The following is a 20,748-nucleotide window of genomic DNA, read 5'->3' as shown; positions in this document are numbered from 1 at the left end:
CGCACTGCGGATTACGTGGTAAATCAACAAATCACAAAGTGTTTTGATACGGCAGAATGTTCGAACGCAGCATCTCTTGCGTACCCAGACCGTAGTTGGAGCTCAGGCCGCGAAGTTCGATGTTAAAGCCGATTGCGTTGTCATATACCGCATGTTGTTTATCGTTATCCCAACCGTTCAGCTTCCGCTCGTAACCGACGCGAATTGCATAGCAGCAGGAGCTGTATTGCACACCTAACATAGAGTCGGCTTGCTTGTTCGCATTGGTGTCGTAGTAGTAGGCCCCAACAATGGACCAACGATCGGCAATTGGCCAGCTGGCGACAGCACCTACCTGCGAAATACCATCTTTGTACTGAGGGGCATTCCAACGTTTATCTCTACTGTCTCTTGGCAGTGTAGCCTGAATATATTCCGGGCTGGCGTAACGGTAGTTCAGCTGCACCAGACGGTCTTCATCTCGGCGATACTCAATACTAGAACTACTGGTCGCCACGTTATCCAGGCGAGTGTCGTACTGAATCCCGCCACGCAATCCCCAACGCTCGGAGATACGCCAGTAGGTGTCGCCTGCCCACACCAGTGATCCCGTTTTGTCGTCATTCTCCCATGTTATGTTGTCATCGCCAGTGCGAGACTCCGTGAAATAGTAGATTTGACCAACGGAAATATTAAAACGTTCAACGGCAGCATCATCATATACGCGAGATGTGACACCGGTCGTCACCTGGTTAGCGGAGGCAATACGGTCAAGACCGCCGTAAGTCCGGTCCCGGAACAAGCCCGAATAATCGGATTGCAATAAGGCAGAGTCGTAGTTGTAGATATCGCTCTGATCGCGATACGGCACGTACAAATACTGCGCGCGCGGTTCCAGCGTTTGGGTAAAGCCCGGTGCCAGCAGATTCATATCACGTTCGAAGACCATTTTACCGTCAACTTTAAATTGCGGCATTACACGGTTAACAGAATCTGCCAACTTATTGTTTTGTGGATTGCTGTTATACCAGTCAAGATTAGTTTGCTGATAATGAGTTGCCAGCAACTTCGCTTCGGTATTGATGCTGCCCCAGTTATTAGAGAGCGGCAAATTGATGGTCGGTTCCAGGTGAACACGGGTTGCTTCAGGCATGTCGTCTCTGGTGTTTACAAAGTGCACTGCCTGGCCGTAAATGCGTGTATCAAACGGACCAACATCATTCTGGTAGTAGTTAACGTCTAACTGCGGCTCTGCCGAGTAGCTACTGGTGTTCTGTTCGCTGAAGACCTGGAACTGCTTGGTTGAAACGGTGGCATTGAAGTTTTGCACCGCATAGCCAACGCTGAATTTTTGCGTTGCGTAGCCGTCAGTACTGGAACCGTACTTGTTATCGAAATCATTGAAGTAGCTAGGATCGCTGACCTTGGTGTAGTCGACGTTGAAACGCCACACCTGATCCATGACCCCGGAGTGGTTCCAGTAGAATAACCAACGACGTGAACTGTCATCGTTCGGGTGTTCATCTTCATAGACTTTATCTGAAGGCAGATAGTCCAGTTCCATCAAGCCAGCGCCCGCCTGGGAGAGGTAGCGGAATTCGTTCTCCCACATGATATTGCCACGACGATGCATATAATGCGGCGTGATGGTGGCATCCATATTTGGCGCGATGTTCCAGTAATATGGCAGGTAGAACTCAAAGTAGTTGGTGGTGGTGTACTTGGCGTTCGGGATCAAGAAACCAGAGCGACGTTTGTCACCCACCGGCAACTGCAAATAGGGGCTATAAAAGATCGGTACCGGACCCACCTTAAAGCGGGCGTTCCAGATCTCCGCAACTTGTTCTTCGCGGTCATGAATAATTTCGCTACCTACCACGCTCCAGGTGTCAGAACCCGGCAGACAGGAGGTAAAGCTACCGTTATCCAGAATGGTATAGCGGTTTTCGCCACGTTGTTTCATCAGGTCCGCTTTACCGCGGCCCTGACGACCCACCATCTGGTAATCACCTTCCCAGACATTGGTATCTTTGGTGTTCAGATTCGCCCAGCCTTTCGGCCCTTTGAGGATCACTTGGTTATCGTCGTAATGGACATTACCGAGCGCATCAACGGTACGTACCGGCTCCGGTTGTCCTGGTGCCTCTTTTTGATGGAGCTGCACTTCGTCGGCCTGCAGACGGCTGTTACCCTGCATGATATCCACGCTGCCAGTAAACACGGCGTCATCCGGGTAGTCCCCTTTCGCGTGGTCAGCATTGATAGTCACGGGTAAGTCATTGGTATCGCCCTGTACCAGAGGACGATCATAGCTTGGCACGCCCAACATGCACTGTGAGGCGAGGTCGGCTGCCAGTCCCTGTTGACTATAAAGGGCGGTGGCAATCATGGTGGCCAGGAGAGTGGGGATACGTTTTTTCATACGTTGATTTTATTGTTCCATCATCGGTAACGTTGCGCGTGACAAACGGTCAGAGACTAACGTACTCGTCATCTCTACGCTAGTGTTAATCCTGTCCGAATAGCGTCAGTGGTGTTAGGCACGGCATTGAATGACAGGTATGATAATGCAAATTATAGGCGATGTCCCACAATTGACCGCAGCCGGAAAACGGTAAAAGCACCTTTATATTGTGGGAGATAGCCCTGATATCCGTGTGTCGATTTGGGGAATATATGCAGTATTGGGGAAAAATCATTGGCGTGGCCGTGGCCTTACTGATGGGCGGCGGCTTTTGGGGCGTAGTGTTAGGCCTGTTAATTGGCCATATGTTTGATAAAGCCCGTAGCCGTAAAATGGCGTGGTTCGCCAACCAGCGTGAGCGTCAGGCGCTGTTTTTTGCCACCACTTTTGAAGTGATGGGGCATTTAACCAAATCCAAAGGTCGCGTCACGGAGGCTGATATTCATATCGCCAGCCAGTTGATGGACCGAATGAACCTTCATGGCGCTTCCCGTACTGCGGCGCAAAACGCGTTCCGGGTGGGAAAATCAGACAATTACCCGCTGCGCGAAAAAATGCGCCAGTTTCGCAGTGTCTGCTTTGGTCGTTTTGACTTAATTCGTATGTTTCTGGAGATCCAGATTCAGGCAGCGTTTGCTGATGGTTCACTGCACCCGAATGAACGGGCGGTGCTGTATGTCATTGCCGAAGAGTTAGGCATCTCCCGCGCCCAGTTTGACCAGTTTTTGCGCATGATGCAGGGCGGTGCACAGTTTGGCGGCGGTTATCAGCAGCAATCTGGCGGTGGTAACTGGCAGCAAGCGCAGCGTGGCCCGACGCTGGAAGATGCCTGTAATGTGCTGGGCGTGAAGCCGACGGATGATGCGACCACCATCAAACGTGCCTACCGTAAGCTGATGAGTGAACACCATCCCGATAAGCTGGTGGCGAAAGGTTTGCCGCCTGAGATGATGGAGATGGCGAAGCAAAAAGCGCAGGAAATACAGCAGGCCTATGAATTGATTAAGCAGCAGAAAGGGTTTAAATGACCCTGTAAATGATGCTGAGTAACTGCCCACGATTAAAGGTGGCCGCCTTGGCGGTCACTTCTTTGAGAAAAGGCGTTTACTCAGAATGGTGGACAGGCTCAATGCACGGTTTACGGGAGGGGTTCTGTTGGTTTTATCGCGTTGACCCTGCTTAAGGTTGAGAGCTTTACGACGAGCGGAATTATATTTTTACGTCTTAAAAATAAAAAAACACATATCTGAATGAGCGATTTTTGAAAGTATATTTATTCAGAGTGCGCATGATGAGTTTTTAACTCAATGCGAGGCTATTACCATGAAAGTATCAGTTCCAGGCATGCCGGCTACACTTTTAAATATGAGCAATAACGATATTTATAAGATGGTGAGCGGGGACAAGATGGACGTGAAGATGAATATCTTTCAACGCTTGTGGGAGACGTTACGTCATCTGTTCTGGTCAGATAAACAGCCTGAGGCTTATAAACTTCTGTTCAATTTCGTGAATAACAAGGCTGGCAACATCAACGCCTCAGAATACTTTACTGGGGCTATCGACGAGAATGAGAGAGAAAAGTTTATCAATAGCCTGGAATTATTCAATAAACTCAAAACATGCGCAAAAAATCCGGATGAGATGGTCGCAAAGGCTAATATGTGCTGGGACACTCAGATCTACGGTGATATTGAGTTAAGTGTCACTTTTTTAATTGAAAATAATGAGATATGTACTCAGACGTTGAAGCTGTGCAAGGGCCTCGGTAGCTTGGGCGTTGATCTTAGAAACGCTTACCTTCCCGGCGTTGACATGAGGAATTGTTACCTTGGTAAAAAAACAATAATAGATAACAACGTCCTTTACTTGGAACCTGGGTGGAATGCTAACCTGGAAGGTGCTATCCTGGACGGTACTGACGCAATTATTATTAATAAAATCACCACCAAAAAAATTGCTACTGAAGAAATTACCACTAAACAAAGTACTGCTGAAGAAATTACTGACAACGCAATTATTGAATGAGCCAGAATAAGCTAAGGTTGAAGGGGCTGGAACGCCCCTTCAACCTTAGCAGTAGCGTGGGATGATTTCACAATTAGAAAGACCTGCATGATGAGCTAGAGAAGAGGCTGGTGATGCAAGGCGTCGTGCACGACGCGGATCACCGAGATGGGCATCGCCAACCAGACTGCTAATTAGCCCATGAATAACAATCAGAAAGGACCATAACAGACCCGATAAAATGAAATATTAGAGACGATCAACGGGTGAAAAAAAAGTTCAAAAATTCGCTGTGGAGCAGGAAGGGAATTACCGAATGGAAAGCGTAGCCACACGCAACGACTGAAAGCAGTTTGGCAGAAACAAAAAATCCCCGGACTCGGGGATTTATGTACAAGAGGCAGCCCTTAGGATGAGGGTATAAACGTACAGGAAAGGTTAAAAATCCGCTGGCGCTTTAAACGTCATACTATTGCCATACGCCGGATGGGTAATCGTCAGCATCTCTGCATGTAGCAACAAACGCGGTGCCATTGCTCTCGCTTCTGGTGATGCATAAAAACGATCGCCGAGAATCGGATGACCCAGCGCCAGCATATGCACACGCAGCTGATGCGAACGCCCGGTAATCGGTTTTAACACCACTCTTGCCGTGTTATCCGCCGCATACTCCACCACTTCATATTCCGTCTGCGCAGGTTTACCTGTTTCGTAACAGACTTTCTGTTTCGGGCGGTTTGGCCAGTCGCAAATCAGCGGCAGATCTACCAGACCTTCCGCAGGGGATGGATGCCCCCAGACGCGGGCCACATACTGCTTTTTCGGCTCGCGCTCGCGGAACTGGCGTTTTAACTCCCGCTCCGCGGCTTTGGTCAGCGCCACTACAATCACGCCGCTGGTAGCCATATCCAGACGATGCACCGATTCTGCCTGCGGATAATCACGCTGAATGCGCGTCATCACGCTGTCTTTGTGCTCTTCCAGACGACCCGGCACAGACAACAAACCGCTCGGCTTGTTGACCACCATAATGTGGTCATCCTGATACAGGATAACCAACCAGGGTTCCTGCGGTGGATTGTAGTTTTCCATCCCCATTTTCGGCTCCGTTACTGATGCGTTACAACGATCAAACGCAGGGCATCCAGACGCCAGCCTGCCTGATCCAGGCTTTCCATTACCTGCTGACGGTTGCTCTCAATGGCGGTCAGTTCGTCGTCACGAATGTTCGGGTTCACTGCACGCAGAGCTTCCAGACGAGACAGCTCGGCAGACAGTTTTTCGTCGGCTTCGTTACGTGCGGCATCAATCAGTGCACGGGCAGATTTCTCGATCTGCGCTTCACCCAACTGAAGGATCGCGTGAACATCCTGCTGCACGGCGTTAACCAGTTTGCTGCCGGTGTGACGGTTAACCGCGTTAAGCTGACGGTTAAAGGTTTCAAACTCCACCTGCGCCGCCAGGTTGTTGCCGTTTTTATCCAGCAGCATACGTACCGGTGTCGGCGGCAGGAAGCGGTTGAGCTGCAACTGCTTCGGAGCCTGGGCTTCAACCACGTAAATCAGTTCCACCAACAGCGTACCTACCGGCAACGCTTTGTTTTTCAACAGTGAAATCGTGCTGCTACCGGTGTCGCCAGAAAGGATCAGATCCAGACCGTTGCGGATCAGCGGATGCTCCCAGGTAATAAACTGCGCATCTTCACGCGCCAGCGCCACTTCACGGTCGAAGGTGATGGTGATGCCATCTTCCGACAAGCCAGGGAAGTCCGGCACCAGCATATGATCGGACGGCGTCAGCACGATCATGTTGTCGCCGCGATCGTCCTGATTGATACCGATAATATCGAACAGGTTCATGGCGAAGGCGATCAGGTTGGTATCGTCATCCTGCTCTTCAATGCTTTCTGCCAGTGCCTGGGCTTTTTCGCCACCGTTGGAATGGATTTCCAGCAGGCGGTCACGACCTTGTTCCAGCTGTGCTTTCAGCGCTTCATGTTGCTCGCGGCAGTTTTTGATCAGATCGTCAAAGCCTTCGGTCTCATCCGGTGAAGCCAGATAGTTAATCAGATCGTTGTATACGCTATCGTAGATAGTGCGTCCGGTCGGGCAGGTGTGTTCGAATGCATCCAGACCTTCGTGATACCAGCGCACCAGCACCGACTGAGCGGTTTTCTCCAGATAAGGCACATGGATCTGAATATCGTGCGCCTGACCGATACGATCCAGACGACCAATACGCTGCTCCAGCAGATCCGGGTTGAATGGCAGGTCAAACATTACCATGTGGCTGGCGAACTGGAAGTTACGTCCTTCAGAACCGATTTCCGAGCACAGCAGTACCTGTGCGCCGGTGTCTTCTTCAGCAAACCAGGCGGCAGCGCGGTCACGTTCAATAATCGACATGCCTTCGTGGAACACCGCGGCGCGGATACCTTCACGTTCGCGCAGTACTTGCTCCAGTTGCAGCGCAGTGGCAGCTTTAGCGCAGATCACCAGCACTTTCTGAGAGCGATGGCTGGTCAGGTAGCCCATCAGCCACTCAACGCGCGGATCGAAGTTCCACCAGGTGGCGTTATCACCTTCAAATTCCTGATAAATACGCTCCGGGTAGAGCATATCGCGAGCGCGATCTTCCGCACTTTTGCGTGCGCCCATAATGCCGGAGACTTTAATAGCCGTCTGATACTGCGTCGGCAGCGGCAGCTTAATGGTGTGCAGCTCGCGTTTCGGGAAGCCTTTCACACCGTTACGCGTGTTACGGAACAGCACGCGGCTGGTGCCGTGGCGATCCATCAGCATGGAAACCAGTTCCTGACGGGCGCTCTGTGCATCTTCGCTGTCGCTGTTTGCTGCTTGCAACAGCGGCTCGATATCCTGCTCGCCGATCATCTCACCGAGCATGTTCAGTTCGTCATTGCTCAGTTTGTTACCTGCCAGCAGCATGGCAACGGCGTCCGCAACCGGACGATAATTTTTCTGTTCTTCAACGAATTGCGCAAAATCGTGGAAACGGTTCGGGTCCAGCAGACGCAGACGGGCGAAGTGGCTTTCCATCCCCAGTTGTTCCGGGGTTGCGGTCAGCAGCAGAACGCCGGGCACGTGCTCTGCCAGTTGTTCAATGGCCTGATATTCGCGGCTCGGCGCATCTTCGCTCCACACCAGGTGATGGGCTTCATCGACCACTAGCAGATCCCATTCGGCTTCACAGAGATGTTCCAGACGCTGTTTGCTACGACGGGCAAAATCCAGCGAGCAAATCACCAGCTGTTCGGTGTCGAACGGGTTGTAAGCATCGTGCTGAGCTTCGGCATAACGCTCATCATCAAACAGAGCAAAGCGCAGGTTGAAACGGCGCAGCATTTCTACCAGCCACTGATGCTGTAAGGTTTCCGGGACGATAATCAGCACACGTTCAGCAGCGCCAGAGAGCAGTTGCTGATGCAGGATCATCCCGGCTTCAATGGTTTTCCCTAAACCGACTTCGTCAGCGAGCAGGACGCGCGGCGCGTGGCGGCGACCAACATCATGAGCGATGTTGAGCTGGTGCGGGATCAGGCTGGTACGCTGACCGCGCAGGCCGCTGTACGGCATACGGAACTGTTCGCTGGAATACTTACGCGCGCGATAACGCAGCGCAAAGCGGTCCATACGGTCAATCTGCCCGGCAAACAGACGGTCCTGCGGTTTGCTGAACACCAGTTTGCTATCAAGGAAAACTTCACGCAGGGCTACGCCGGACTCTTCAGTATCCAGGCGAGTACCGATATAGGTCAGCAAGCCATTTTCTTCTTTTACTTCTTCGACTTGCATCTGCCAGCCGTCATGGCTGGTAATGGTATCACCAGGGTTGAACATCACGCGGGTCACGGGGGAATCACTGCGTGCGTACAGACGGTTTTCACCAGTAGATGGGAAAAGTAAAGTGACAGTTCGCGCATCCACCGCGACAACGGTTCCAAGTCCCAATTCGCTTTCTGTATCGCTGATCCAGCGTTGACCAAGTGTAAAAGGCATATGTGTTCGGCTCTATATCTTTAATTGCAGGCAATAACCACCCGCTACCGTGCTTATGAGGTAGTGGTGTTATTCAGGTCCAGGAATGGAAAGGGCGCTATGGTACTGGATGGCAAAGCATTCGTCACGCATCAAAATGGTATCTGGCGAACTCTTTTTTTGCTCAAAATAGCCCAAGTTGCCCGGTCATAAGTGTAGCAAAATTATCCTCAATAAAAGGGAGTATTCCCTCCGCCACGGGTTGTAGCTGGCGGGTCAGATAGTGTTCGTAATCCAGTGGTGAACGTTGGTAGTCCAGCGGCTCCGGGCCGTTGGTGGTCCATACGTACTTAATGGTGCCGCGGTTCTGATATTGCAAGGGGCGACCGCGCTTTTGGTTTTCTTCATCGGCAAGGCGAGCGGCGCGTACATGAGGCGGAACATTACGCTGATATTCGCTCAGCGGACGGCGAAGGCGTTTACGGTAAACCAGCCGCGCATCCAGTTCACCCGCCATCAGTTTGTCGATGGTTTCGCGGACGTACTCCTGATATGGCTCGTTGCGGAAGATACGCAGGTACAGCTCCTGCTGAAACTGCTGGGCCAGCGGCGTCCAGTCGGTGCGCACGGTTTCCAGCCCTTTAAACACCATCCGCTGCTTATCGCCCTCCTGAATCAGCCCGGCATAACGCTTTTTACTACCGGTATCGGCTCCGCGAATGGTTGGCATCAGAAAACGGCAGAAATGGGTTTCATACTCCAGTTCTAATGCGCTGGTCAGCCGTTGTTTTTGCAGCGTTTCTGCCCACCAGGCGTTAACGTGCTGCACCAGTGCACGACCAATTTTCGCCGCTTCTTCTTCCGAATGTGCGCCTTTTAACCAGACAAACGTTGAGTCGGTATCGCCGTAGATCACGTCGTAGCCCTGCGCTTCAATCAATGCTTTGGTTTGCCGCATGATCTGATGACCACGCATGGTGATCGACGACGCCAGGCGCGGATCGAAGAAGCGGCAGGCGGTGGTGCCAAGCACGCCATAAAAGGCATTCATAATGATCTTCAGCGCCTGCGAAAGCGGCTTATTACCCTGACGTTTGGCTTCATCGCGCCCGTGCCAGATGTTAGTCACAATCTCCGGCAGGCAATGTTTCTCCCGCGAGAACCAGGCATCGAGAAAACCTTCGGTGCTGTGCTCTGGATCAGGCTGCGCCATGCCTTCCACCAGCCCGACGGGATCAATCAGAAAGGTGCGGATGATCGACGGGTACAGGCTTTTGTAGTCCAGCACCAGTACCGAATCATAAAGCCCTGGCCGCGAATCCATCACATAGCCGCCAGGGCTGGCGTGTGGCGGCACTTCGCCGAGATTAGGCGCGACATAACCAGCGCGATGCATTCGCGGAAAATAGAGATGACCAAACGCTGCCACCGACCCCCCGTGCCGATCTACCGGCAGGCCGTTCACCGTCGCTCGTTCGAGTAAAAACGGCATGATTTCAGTTTTGTGGAAGATCTGCGTCACCAGCTCGCAATCTTTCAGGTTATAAGTTGCCAGCGCAGGTTTATCTTCGGCGAAACGGCGGTCAATTTCGTCCATCCGATCCCACGGGTTATCGATAGATTTTCCTTCGCCTAATAACTCCTGAGCGACGGTTTCCAGCGAGAATGAAGAGAAATTCCAGAACGCGGATTTCAGCGCCTCGATACCGTCGATAATCAGCCGCCCTTTGGCCTGGGCAAAAAAGACGCCGTTTTTAAAGCCGTGCTCGCGCCACTCCAGCTCACTGTTATCGCGCCCCAGCCGCAGCGGAATACGATAACGCTCAGCATGTTTTTGCAGCATTCGCAGATCGAACTGCACCACGTTCCAGCCGATGATCACATCGGGATCGTGAGTCGCAAACCAGGCGTTGAGTTTTTCCAGTAGCTGCGGGCGGCTGGCGACGTACTCCAGTTCGAAATCGAGCGCGGAGGCGTCGCCATTCTCTGGCCCCAGCATATAAACGATGCGCTGCCCGCACCCTTCCAGGCCGATGCAGTACAGCTCACCGTGGCGGGTGGTTTCAATATCAATAGAAACCCACTTGAGCGGCGGACGATAGTTGGGATGCGGTTTCAGACGGGCATTAACGATAGCGCCATTGCGGATATCACCCTCGACCCACACCGGTGAGGTGATAAACCGCTCCATCAGATAGCGTTCTGGCGGGCGCACATCGGCCTCGTAGACGGTAACGCCAGCTTCACGCAGGCGCTTTTCGTAATTTATCAACTGGCGATGGGCGCGACAGTAAAGGCCATACACCGGCTGGCGATGAAAATCCTTTAACGCCAGCGGCGTCAGGCGAAAGCCTTGTTCACCCTGCAAAATATGCTGAGCGCGGGGAACCTGATCGGCGGGAATAAAGGCCACGGACTCTTGCGGTGCAAGCGTAACCTGCAACGGCCCGTTGTCCGTCGCTAACCAAAAGGAAACTTCGGTTCCTTGCGGGGTATCCCGCCAGTGTCGGGTTAAGATAAAACCTGCCTGCGCCACGCTGAAAATCCAATAAAAAACCAGGCTTGAGTATAGCCTGGTTTTGGTTGACTGGCTGTGGTTTTATACAGTCATTACTGGCCGTAATAGGCTTTTGCGCCATGCTTACGCAGATAGTGCTTATCCAGCAGCGTTTGCTGCATATCCGGTAACTGCGGCGCTAACTGACGGCAGAATATCCCCATATAAGCGACTTCTTCCAGCACGATGGCGTTGTGCACCGCATCTTCGGCATTTTTGCCCCATGCAAACGGGCCGTGAGAATGGACCAGAACGCCGGGCATTTGTGCTGCGTCGATCCCCTGTTTTTCGAAGGTTTCTACGATGACGTTACCGGTTTCCCACTCATATTCACCGTTGATTTCTGCGTCGGTCATTTTGCGGGTGCAGGGAATGGTGCCGTAGAAATAGTCGGCGTGGGTGGTACCGGTTGCCGGAATTGACTGGCCCGCCTGCGCCCAGATGGTGGCGTGGCGGGAGTGCGTATGCACAATGCCGCCAATGGACGGGAATGCCTGATAGAGCAGCCGGTGAGTTGGCGTGTCGGAGGAGGGCTTTTTCGTACCTTCAACCACTTCACCGGTTTCGATGCTAACCACGACCATATCGTCAGCGGTCATGATGCTGTAATCGACGCCGGAAGGTTTGATCACAAAGACGCCGCGCTCGCGATCAACGGCGCTGACGTTGCCCCAGGTGAGCGTGACCAGGTTATGTTTTGGCAGCGCCAGGTTGGCTTCTAATACCTGGCGTTTGAGATCTTCTAACATGTTGACTCCTTCGTGCCGGATGCGCTTTGCTTATCCGGCCTACAAAATCGCAGCGTGTAGGCCTGATAAGACGCGCCAGCGTCGCATCAGGCGTTGCATACCTGATGCAGCTACTTAGCGGCGAAACCCGTAATACACTTCGTTCCAGCGCAGCGCGTCTTTAAACGCTGGCAGGCGGGTGTCGTTATCAATCACCGTGATTTCAATGTCGTGCATCTCGGCAAACTGGCGCATATCGTTGAGGTTCAGCGCATGGCTGAAGACGGTATGGTGCGCGCCACCAGCAAGGATCCACGCTTCGGAAGCGGTTGGTAGATCCGGCTGCGCTTTCCACAGCGCATTCGCTACCGGTAGTTTCGGCAGGGTATGCGGCGTTTTCACCGTGTCGATGCAGTTAACCAGCAGACGGTAACGATCGCCGAGATCAATCAAGCTGGCGACAATGGCTGGGCCGGTTTGGGTATTGAAGATCAGGCGGGCAGGATCTTCTTTACCGCCAATACCGAGGTGCTGAACGTCGAGGATCGGTTTCTCTTCTGCGGCGATCGACGGGCAGACTTCCAGCATGTGGGAGCCGAGCACCAGGTCATTGCCTTTCTCGAAGTGATAGGTGTAGTCCTCCATAAAGGAGGTGCCGCCCTGCAGACCGGTTGACATCACCTTCATGATGCGAAGCAGGGCGGCAGTTTTCCAGTCGCCTTCGCCCGCAAAGCCGTAACCCTGCTGCATCAGACGCTGTACGGCCAGACCAGGAAGCTGTTTCAGACCGTGCAAATCTTCAAAGGTGGTGGTGAACGCGTGGAAGCCACCTTGTTCCAGGAAACGCTTCATCCCCAGCTCAATACGCGCCGCTTCCAGCACGTTCTGGCGTTTTTCGCCGTGGATTTGTGTCGCAGGCGTCATGGTGTAGCAGCTTTCGTACTCATCGACCAGCGCGTTAACATCGCCGTCGCTGATGGAGTTCACTACCTGCACCAGATCGCCAACCGCCCAGGTATTGACGGAGAAACCGAACTTGATCTGTGCGGCAACTTTATCACCATCGGTGACCGCCACTTCACGCATGTTATCGCCAAAACGGCAGACTTTCAGATGACGGGTATCCTGTTTAGAGACCGCCTGACGCATCCAGGAGCCGATACGCTCATGGGCTTGTTTATCCTGCCAGTGACCGGTAACGACGGCATGTTGCTGACGCATACGCGCGCCGATGAAGCCGAACTCACGACCGCCATGTGCAGTCTGGTTCAGGTTCATAAAGTCCATATCGATGCTATCCCACGGCAGCGCCGCGTTAAACTGGGTGTGGAATTGCAGCAACGGTTTGTTGAGCATGGTCAGGCCGTTGATCCACATTTTGGCCGGGGAGAAGGTGTGCAGCCACACCACCAGGCCGGCGCAACGATCGTCGTAATTCGCGTCGCGGCAAATAGCGGTGATTTCATCCGGCGTGGTGCCCAGCGGTTTCAACACCAGTTTGCAGGGCAGCTTCGCTTCCGTATTCAGCGCATTAACAACGTGCTCGGCATGTTGGGTGACCTGACGCAGGGTTTCCGGGCCATACAGATGCTGGCTGCCAATTACAAACCACACTTCATAATTATCAAAAATCGTCATTGTCGTGTCCTTACAGAGTCGGAACGGCCTGGGCAGCCTGTGCCGGGGCGGAAGTTGGAAGATAGTGTTGTTCGGCGCTCATCGCCCATTGCTGATAGCGGCGATAAAGCTGTTCAAAGCGTTGTGCCTGTTCGCTGCGCGGTTGCAGGGTTTTCTCTACCGCACTGGCCATTTTTTGCTGGGCTGATGGGATGTCTGCGTGCACTTTCGCGGCGACGGCAGCGAAAATCGCCGCACCGAGCGCACAGCACTGGTCAGAGGCAACAATTTGCAGCGGGCGATTCAGCACGTCGCAGCAGGCCTGCATAATGACCTGGTTTTTCCGCGCGATGCCGCCCAGCGCCATCACGTTATTAACGGCGATCCCCTGATCGGTAAAGCACTCCATGATTGCGCGTGCGCCAAAGGCGGTGGCAGCAATCAAACCGCCGAACAGCAGCGGAGCGTCGGTAGCGAGGTTAAGATCGGTAATCACCCCTTTCAGGCGTTGATTAGCGTTCGGTGTGCGGCGGCCGTTAAACCAGTCGAGCACCACCGGCAGGTGATCTAGAGACGGATTTTTGGCCCATGCTTCGGTCAGCGCCGGAAGCAGTTGTTTCTGGCTGGCGTTGATTTGCTCTTTCAGTTCCGGATGCTGGGCGGCGAGCTGTTCCAGCGGCCAGCCGAGTACGCGACCGAACCAGGCGTAGATATCACCAAACGCCGATTGGCCTGCTTCCAGACCGATAAATCCAGGCACCACGCTGCCATCAACCTGACCGCAAATACCTTTCACTGCCCGCTCGCCAACGCTCTGTTTGTCGGCAATCAGAATGTCGCAGGTGGAAGTACCGATAACTTTTACCAGTGCGTTAGGCTGTGCGCCTGCGCCAACTGCGCCCATATGGCAGTCAAACGCGCCGCCGGAAATCACCACGCTTTCAGGCAGGCCGAGACGCTGCGCCCATTCCGGACATAAAGTGCCTACCGGAATATCGGCAGTCCAGGTATCAGTGAACAGCGGGGAAGGCAAATGGCGATTGAGGATCGGGTCCAGTTCGTCAAAGAAACTGGCTGGCGGCAGGCCGCCCCAGCTTTCGTGCCATAGCGACTTATGCCCGGCGCTGCAACGTCCGCGACGAATATCCTGCGGGCGGGTGGTACCGGAAAGCAGAGCTGGTACCCAGTCGCACAGCTCAATCCACGATGCGGCAGATTGCGCCACGGCGCTGTCCTGGCGAGTCACATGCAGTATTTTTGCCCAGAACCATTCGCTGGAATAAATACCGCCAATATAGCGGGAGTAGTCAACGTTGCCCGGCGTGTGACATAAGCGGGTAATCTCTTCCGCTTCTTCAACCGCGGTGTGGTCTTTCCACAATACGAACATCGCGTTCGGGTTTTCGGCAAACTCCGGGTGCAGCGCCAGCACGTTACCGTCGGCGTCAATCGGTGCGGGCGTCGAGCCGGTTGTGTCAACGCCAATCCCGACCACAGCTGCGCGCTGCTCGGCGCTAAGCTCTGCAAGCACGGTTTTCAGCGCCGCTTCCATTGACTCAATGTAGTCACGCGGATGATGACGGAACTGGTTATTTGGGGCATCACAAAATTGCCCTTTCTGCCAACGGGGATACCACTCTACGCTGGTGGCGATCTCTTCACCGGTGGCGCAGTCCACCGCCAAAGCTCGCACAGAATCACTGCCAAAATCGAGGCCAATTGCAATCGCCATCGTTTCACTCCATCCAAAAAAACGGGTATGGAGAAACAGTAGAGAGTTGCGAAAAAAAGCGTCAGGTAGGATCCGCTAATCTTATGGATAAAAATGCTATGGCATAGCAAAGTGTGACGCCGTGCAAATAATCAATGTGGACTTTTCTGCCGTGATTATAGACACTTTTGTTACGCGTTTTTGTCATGGCTTTGGTCCCGCTTTGTTACAGAATGCTTTTAATAAGCGGGGTTACCGGTTGGATTAGCGAGAAGAGCCAGTAAAAGACGCAGTGACGGCAATGTCTGATGCAATATGGACAATTGGTTTCTTCTCTGAATGGCGGGAGTATGAAAAGTATGGCTGAAGCGCAAAATGATCCCCTGCTGCCGGGATACTCGTTTAACGCCCATCTGGTGGCGGGTTTAACGCCGATTGAGGCCAACGGTTATCTCGATTTTTTTATCGACCGACCACTGGGAATGAAGGGTTATATTCTCAATCTCACCATACGCGGCCAGGGGGTGGTGAAAAATCAGGGACGAGAATTTGTCTGCCGACCGGGTGATATTTTGCTGTTCCCGCCAGGAGAGATTCATCACTACGGTCGTCATCCGGAGGCTCGCGAATGGTATCACCAGTGGGTTTACTTTCGTCCGCGCGCCTACTGGCATGAATGGCTTAACTGGCCGTCAATATTTGCCAATACGGGTTTCTTTCGCCCGGATGAAGCGCACCAGCCGCATTTCAGCGACCTGTTTGGGCAAATCATTAACGCCGGGCAAGGGGAAGGGCGCTATTCGGAGCTGCTGGCGATAAATCTGCTTGAGCAATTGTTACTGCGGCGCATGGAAGCGATTAACGAGTCGCTCCATCCACCGATGGATAATCGGGTACGCGAGGCTTGTCAGTACATCAGCGATCACCTGGCAGACAGCAATTTTGATATCGCCAGCGTCGCACAGCATGTTTGCCTGTCGCCGTCGCGTCTGTCGCATCTGTTCCGCCAGCAGTTAGGAATTAGCGTCTTAAGCTGGCGCGAGGACCAACGCATTAGTCAGGCGAAGCTGCTTTTGAGCACCACCCGGATGCCTATTGCTACCGTCGGTCGCAATGTTGGTTTTGACGATCAACTCTATTTCTCGCGAGTATTTAAAAAATGCACCGGGGCCAGTCCGAGCGAGTTCCGTGCCGGTTGTGAAGAAAAAGTGAATGATGTAGCCGTCAAGTTGTCATAATTGGTAACGAATCAGACAATTGACGACTTGACGGAGTAGCATAGGGTTTGCAGAATCCCTGCTTCGTCCATTTGACAGGCACATTATGCAAGCATTGCTGGAACACTTTATTACCCAATCCACCGTGTATTCATTGATAGCGGTGGTGTTGGTGGCCTTTCTGGAGTCGCTGGCGCTGGTCGGTTTGATTTTACCCGGTACGGTGATAATGGCGGGACTGGGGGCGCTGATTGGCAGCGGCGAGTTAAGCTTCTGGCACGCGTGGATGGCGGGGATTGTCGGTTGCCTGCTGGGCGACTGGATCTCCTTCTGGCTGGGCTGGCGTTTTAAAAAGCCGTTGCATCGCTGGTCATTTCTTAAGAAAAACAAAGCACTACTTGATAAAACTGAACATGCGTTGCATCAACACAGCATGTTTACCATTCTGGTCGGTCGTTTTGTCGGCCCAACGCGTCCGCTGGTGCCAATGGTGGCGGGAATGCTGGATCTCCCGGTGGCGAAATTTATCACGCCGAATATTATCGGCTGCCTGCTGTGGCCGCCGTTTTACTTCCTGCCAGGGATTCTGGCGGGTGCGGCGATTGATATTCCTGCCGGAATGCAGAGTGGCGAGTTTAAATGGTTGCTGCTGGCGACGGCGGTATTTTTGTGGGTTGGGGGCTGGCTGTGCTGGCGGTTATGGCGCAGCGGCAAAGCAACCGATCGTTTAAGTCATTATTTGTCGCGCGGTCGTTTGTTGTGGCTGACGCCGTTGATTTCTGCCATCGGCGTGGTGGCGCTGGTGGTGTTAATTCGCCACCCGTTGATGCCGGTGTATATCGATATTTTGCGTAAAGTGGTTGGGGTTTAGGGGATAGCCTTGTGCGGGTTGCCTGATGCGACGCTTGCCGCGTCTTATCAGGCCTACAAAACGCACTGTCCGTAGGTCGGATAAGGCGTTCACGCCGCATCCGACAGTGCATACTAACCCGTAATCCCCAATAGTGCCGAAGCACTCGCCTTACCGCTCAACAACTCATTGGTCATACCCTGCCAGGCGATGCGCCCGTCGGCGACTACCACCGAGCGCGTGGCAATCCGCGCAGCATCTTCCACACTGTGCGACACCATCAATAACGTCATTTTTTGCTGTTGGCAGCTCGTGCTCACTAGCGTTAGCATCTCCTGACGTAGCGCCGGATCGAGCGCAGAGAACGGTTCATCGAGCAATAAAATCGGCTGTTCGCGCACCAGACAACGCGCTAACGCCACGCGCTGTCGTTGACCGCCAGAAAGCTCGCCCGGTAATCGCGCCATTAAATTATCAATCCCCATCTGGCGGGCGATAGCGTGCATTTTCTCCTGCTGTGCCGTGTTCAGCTTCAATCCTGGATTAAGCCCCAACCCGATGTTCTGCGCGACCGTCAGGTGACTGAACAGGTTGTTCTCCTGAAACAGCATCGACACCGGACGGCGTGACGGCGGCGTCGTGGTGTGATCAACGCCGTCGATAGTCAGCGAACCGCTGGCTGGCGTCAGAAAACCGGCGATCAAATTCAGCAGGGTACTTTTACCCGCGCCGCTTGGCCCGAGGATCGCCACCTGCTCGCCCCGTTCCACCGTTAAGCTAAAACGCATCGGCAAATGGTGGTAAAGCCAGGTGATATCAGTCAGTTTTAACATTTCGCCCCGGTAGTTTTTCAATCACAGTAAACAGCAGAAAACAGAGTAGCAGCAGAATTAACGCGGTGACCGCGCCGTCCTGGCTGCGATAGGAGCCAATTTGCTGGTAGAGATAAAACGGCAGGGTGCGGAAATCATCGTTACCGAACAACGCCACCACGCCAAAATCACCAATCGATAGCACACAAGCAAAGGCCAGTGCCTGCGCCAGTGGGCGTTTCAGGGCGCGCAGCTCCACCACTTTTAAGCGTGACCAGCCTTCAATGCCCAGCGACTGACACAACATACTGTAACGCGCGGTGATATCGCGCATCGGGTTTTCCAGCACCTTCAGCGCATAAGGGATCGCCATTAACGCATTGGTGAAAATCACAATGCCGTCAGCAGATTGCGGCAGGCCGATAGTGTTGTTGAGCAGTAAAAAGAAGCCCGTAGCCAGCACAATCCCCGGCATGGCGAGGATCAACATGCCGCTCATCTCCAGCGCCTGACCGGCCAGCATTTTTTGCCGCGCCCGCAGTTCGCGACTGCTCCATAGCAGCATCATGGTCAGCACTACGCATAATACGCCTGCCGCCAGCGCAATACGCAACGAGGTCCACAGCGCCTGCCACAACACCGGCTGCGCCAGCACTTCCGGCAACTGGCGATTTACCCCATCGACGATCACCGCCAGTAACGGTGGTAGCAACAGCAGCAGCGCCAGCACAATTAACACCGTGTCGCAAATGCGGCTATGCAGACGATCGTCCGGGTCGCGCCAGCCTTGCAGCAGCGTAGTGCCGGGCGCAATGGCCTTACTCAATCGCTGACTCAGCAGCACCAGCCCAAGGCAACACACCATCTGGATCAGCGCCAGCATCGCCGCGCGGGCAGGATCGTAGTCGTAACTCAGCGCCTGATAAATAGCCAGTTCGATAGTGGTCGCCTGCGGACCGCCCCCCAGCGACAACACGGTGGCGAAGCTGGCGAAACAGAGCATAAAGATAAGCGCAGCAACTGGCGGGATTTGTCGCCGTAACCACGGCCATTCGACGAAACGAAAGAAGTGCCAGCCACGCATCCCAAGCTGGGCGGCAAGTTGACGTTGTTCGCCGGGAATGTTTTCCAGTGCCTGGAGTAATAAACGGCTAGCCATCGGCAGATTAAAAAACACATGGGCCAGCAAAATGCCTTGCAGGCCGTAGGGCGAAAAGGTCCACTCCAGACCGAGCGATTGGCAGAGTGATGCCAGCCAGCCCTGGCGACCATAGACGCTAAGAATGCCGAAAACAGCAACCAGCACCGGGAGGATCAAGGTCATGGCGCACAGACGCAACAGCGCCAGCCGACCCGGAAAGCGCCTGCGGTAGAGGGCGCGGGCGAGGAATATCGCGGGCACGACAGAGAGCAGCGCAGAGAGAAACGCCTGCCAGAAGGAGAAGCGCACCACATGCCACAGATAGCTGTCCTGCCAGACTGCCGACCAGTCACCCTGCGGCGCGTTCCACCACAGGGCAAGAAACGCCGCCAGCGCAACCGCCACCACCAGCGTGGCGGCGCTTATTCCTGGAATTAACCAGCCGGGAATTAACGGCTGACGGCGCGTTGCCATTCGCTAATCCATGCCTGACGTTGTGCCGCTACCTCGGCTGGCGTGAACTCCAGCGTGGTTGCCGGTTTGGTCAATTGTTCAAAACCGGCAGGCAGCGTGACGTTTGCCACCGGATACATCCAGTTGCCGGTTGGGATCGCATTCTGAAAAGCCGGAGAAACCATAAACTGGAGGAATTTTTGCGCCAGCTCTGGCTGCTTGCTGGCAGCGGTGCGGGCGGCGACTTCCACTTGCAAATAGTGACCTTCGCTGAAGTTCGCGGCGGCGTAGTTATCTTTCTTCTCTTCGAGAATGTGATAAGCCGGAGAGGTGGTGTAACTCAGTACCAGATCGCTTTCACCTTTTAAAAACAGGCCGTAGGCTTCGCTCCAGCCTTTGGTGACCGTGACCGTTTTCTTCGCCAGTTTCTGCCAGGCTTGTGGGGCGTCATCGCCATAGACTTTTTGCATCCACAACAGCAGACCCAGCCCCGGCGTGCTGGTGCGCGGATCCTGATAAATCACCCGCCAGTTTTGATCGCTCTCAACAAGCTCTTTCAGGCTTTGCGGCGGATTTTTCAGTTTGTTCTTGTCATAGACGAAGGCGAAATAGCCGTAATCAAACGGGACGAAAGTGTCATTATTCCAGCCGCCGGGAACGTTAACGGCATCCGCTGCCACACCGCTTTTAGCAAACAGCCCGGTTTTGCTGGCGGCATCTAACAGATTGTTATCCAGCCCCAGCACCACATCGGCTTTGCTGTTTTTGCCTTCCATCCGTAGACGGTTGAGAAGCGAAACGCCATCTTCCAGCGCCACCAGTTTCAGTTCGCAATTACAGTCGGCTTCAAAGGCTTTTTTAACCACCGGACCTGGACCCCAGTCGGCGGCGAAGGAGTCGTAGGTGTAGACGGTCAGAACGGGTTTAGCGAAAACGGGCGCTGTGCACAGCAACAGCAGGGGCAGACATTTTTTTAACACTTTGCACCTCAAAAAAGAGTGGCAAAGGACTTGAGAAGGAGCCTCAAATCCCTTCGCCGGCGTTATCCGGATCAGGTTCGACGGGTATTTTCTCAGCGCACGCGTCTGCGTGGCACCCCGTTGAGAACGGCGTTAGTGTAGTGATTTTGTTATCAACCAGCAATCCATAGAGAAGGCGTATTAAAAAAGCCAATATTCGTTCAGCTATCAAGGACGTATTTGCATAGCTGGGAAGCT

General features: G+C 53.6%; 14 protein-coding genes, 1 pseudogene and 1 riboswitch. Of the genes and pseudogenes, 4 read left to right on the top strand and 11 right to left on the bottom strand.

From position 1 onward, the window contains the following. Window positions 1-31 precede the first annotated feature (31 nt). Window positions 32-2,401 (bottom strand): LPS assembly protein LptD, encoded by a 2,370-nt coding sequence (gene lptD / locus ACJHX3_RS06910; protein WP_000746146.1) that lies wholly within the window; start codon window positions 2,399-2,401, stop codon window positions 32-34. Window positions 2,402-2,655: 254 nt separating this feature from the next. Here lptD and djlA point away from each other — a divergent pair, with 254 nt between their 5' ends. Beyond that, the gene (djlA, locus tag ACJHX3_RS06905; protein WP_001200573.1) at window positions 2,656-3,471 is read left to right on the top strand and encodes a co-chaperone DjlA; all 816 of its coding nucleotides are present in this window, start codon (window positions 2,656-2,658) and stop codon (window positions 3,469-3,471) included. 295 nt (window positions 3,472-3,766) lie between these two features. After that, window positions 3,767-4,471, top strand: coding sequence for a hypothetical protein (locus ACJHX3_RS06900; RefSeq protein WP_032340480.1), 705 nt, complete (start codon window positions 3,767-3,769; stop codon window positions 4,469-4,471). Between the two features lie 26 nt (window positions 4,472-4,497). Here ACJHX3_RS06900 and ACJHX3_RS06895 read toward each other — a convergent pair. The 7 genes and pseudogenes from ACJHX3_RS06895 to araB all read right to left on the bottom strand — a co-directional run. Further along, window positions 4,498-4,676: pseudogene (locus ACJHX3_RS06895) on the bottom strand (transposase DNA-binding-containing protein); the annotation flags it as partial. A gap of 212 nt (window positions 4,677-4,888) precedes the next feature. Further along, window positions 4,889-5,548 (bottom strand): bifunctional tRNA pseudouridine(32) synthase/23S rRNA pseudouridine(746) synthase RluA, encoded by a 660-nt coding sequence (rluA, locus tag ACJHX3_RS06890; RefSeq protein WP_000525176.1) that lies wholly within the window; start codon window positions 5,546-5,548, stop codon window positions 4,889-4,891. A gap of 11 nt (window positions 5,549-5,559) precedes the next feature. Beyond that, window positions 5,560-8,466: an RNA polymerase-associated protein RapA gene (gene rapA / locus ACJHX3_RS06885; RefSeq protein ID WP_001117001.1), complete on the bottom strand. Its 2,907-nt coding sequence runs from the start codon at window positions 8,464-8,466 to the stop codon at window positions 5,560-5,562. Between the two features lie 163 nt (window positions 8,467-8,629). Continuing rightward, a complete protein-coding gene (gene polB / locus ACJHX3_RS06880) occupies window positions 8,630-10,981 on the bottom strand; it encodes a DNA polymerase II (RefSeq protein WP_000035626.1) in 2,352 nt (783 codons plus the stop codon). A 74-nt stretch (window positions 10,982-11,055) separates the two neighbouring features. Next, window positions 11,056-11,751, bottom strand: a complete 696-nt coding sequence (araD, locus tag ACJHX3_RS06875; RefSeq protein WP_000888658.1) for an L-ribulose-5-phosphate 4-epimerase — start codon at window positions 11,749-11,751, stop codon at window positions 11,056-11,058. 114 nt (window positions 11,752-11,865) lie between these two features. Beyond that, window positions 11,866-13,368, bottom strand: coding sequence for an L-arabinose isomerase (araA, locus tag ACJHX3_RS06870; protein ID WP_000151728.1), 1,503 nt, complete (start codon window positions 13,366-13,368; stop codon window positions 11,866-11,868). Window positions 13,369-13,378: 10 nt separating this feature from the next. Continuing rightward, window positions 13,379-15,079, bottom strand: coding sequence for a ribulokinase (gene araB / locus ACJHX3_RS06865; protein WP_000951838.1), 1,701 nt, complete (start codon window positions 15,077-15,079; stop codon window positions 13,379-13,381). Between the two features lie 338 nt (window positions 15,080-15,417). Between araB and araC the strand changes: the two genes are divergently transcribed. Then, a complete protein-coding gene (gene araC, locus ACJHX3_RS06860; protein WP_001300811.1) occupies window positions 15,418-16,296 on the top strand; it encodes an arabinose operon transcriptional regulator AraC in 879 nt (292 codons plus the stop codon). Window positions 16,297-16,381: 85 nt separating this feature from the next. Further along, on the top strand, window positions 16,382-17,146 hold the full coding sequence (locus ACJHX3_RS06855; protein ID WP_094308466.1) for a DedA family protein: 765 nt from the start codon (window positions 16,382-16,384) through the stop codon (window positions 17,144-17,146). 113 nt (window positions 17,147-17,259) lie between these two features. Here ACJHX3_RS06855 and thiQ read toward each other — a convergent pair whose 3' ends face one another. Genes thiQ through thiB form a run of 3 tightly spaced genes read right to left on the bottom strand, consistent with a single transcriptional unit; the run spans window position 17,260 to window position 20,511 of the window. Further along, a complete protein-coding gene (thiQ, locus tag ACJHX3_RS06850) occupies window positions 17,260-17,958 on the bottom strand; it encodes a thiamine ABC transporter ATP-binding protein ThiQ (protein WP_000916301.1) in 699 nt (232 codons plus the stop codon). After that, window positions 17,942-19,552, bottom strand: coding sequence for a thiamine/thiamine pyrophosphate ABC transporter permease ThiP (thiP, locus tag ACJHX3_RS06845; protein WP_000235617.1), 1,611 nt, complete (start codon window positions 19,550-19,552; stop codon window positions 17,942-17,944). The genes thiQ and thiP overlap by 17 nt, the downstream gene beginning before the upstream one ends. Further along, entirely contained in the window at window positions 19,528-20,511 is a 984-nt protein-coding gene (gene thiB, locus ACJHX3_RS06840; protein ID WP_001469031.1) for a thiamine ABC transporter substrate binding subunit, read from the bottom strand. Before thiB ends, thiP begins: the two co-directional genes overlap by 25 nt. 30 nt (window positions 20,512-20,541) lie before the next feature. Next, window positions 20,542-20,641, bottom strand: a riboswitch (TPP riboswitch). Between the last annotated feature and the right edge of the window lie 107 nt (window positions 20,642-20,748).

It is taken from the genome of Escherichia sp. WS1265 (assembly GCF_046487585.1).
GTDB classification, from domain to species: Bacteria; Pseudomonadota; Gammaproteobacteria; order Enterobacterales; family Enterobacteriaceae; genus Escherichia; species Escherichia coli.
The sequence above is the reverse complement of the archived record's forward strand: the minus strand, read 5'-3'. Positions and strand labels throughout refer to the sequence as shown.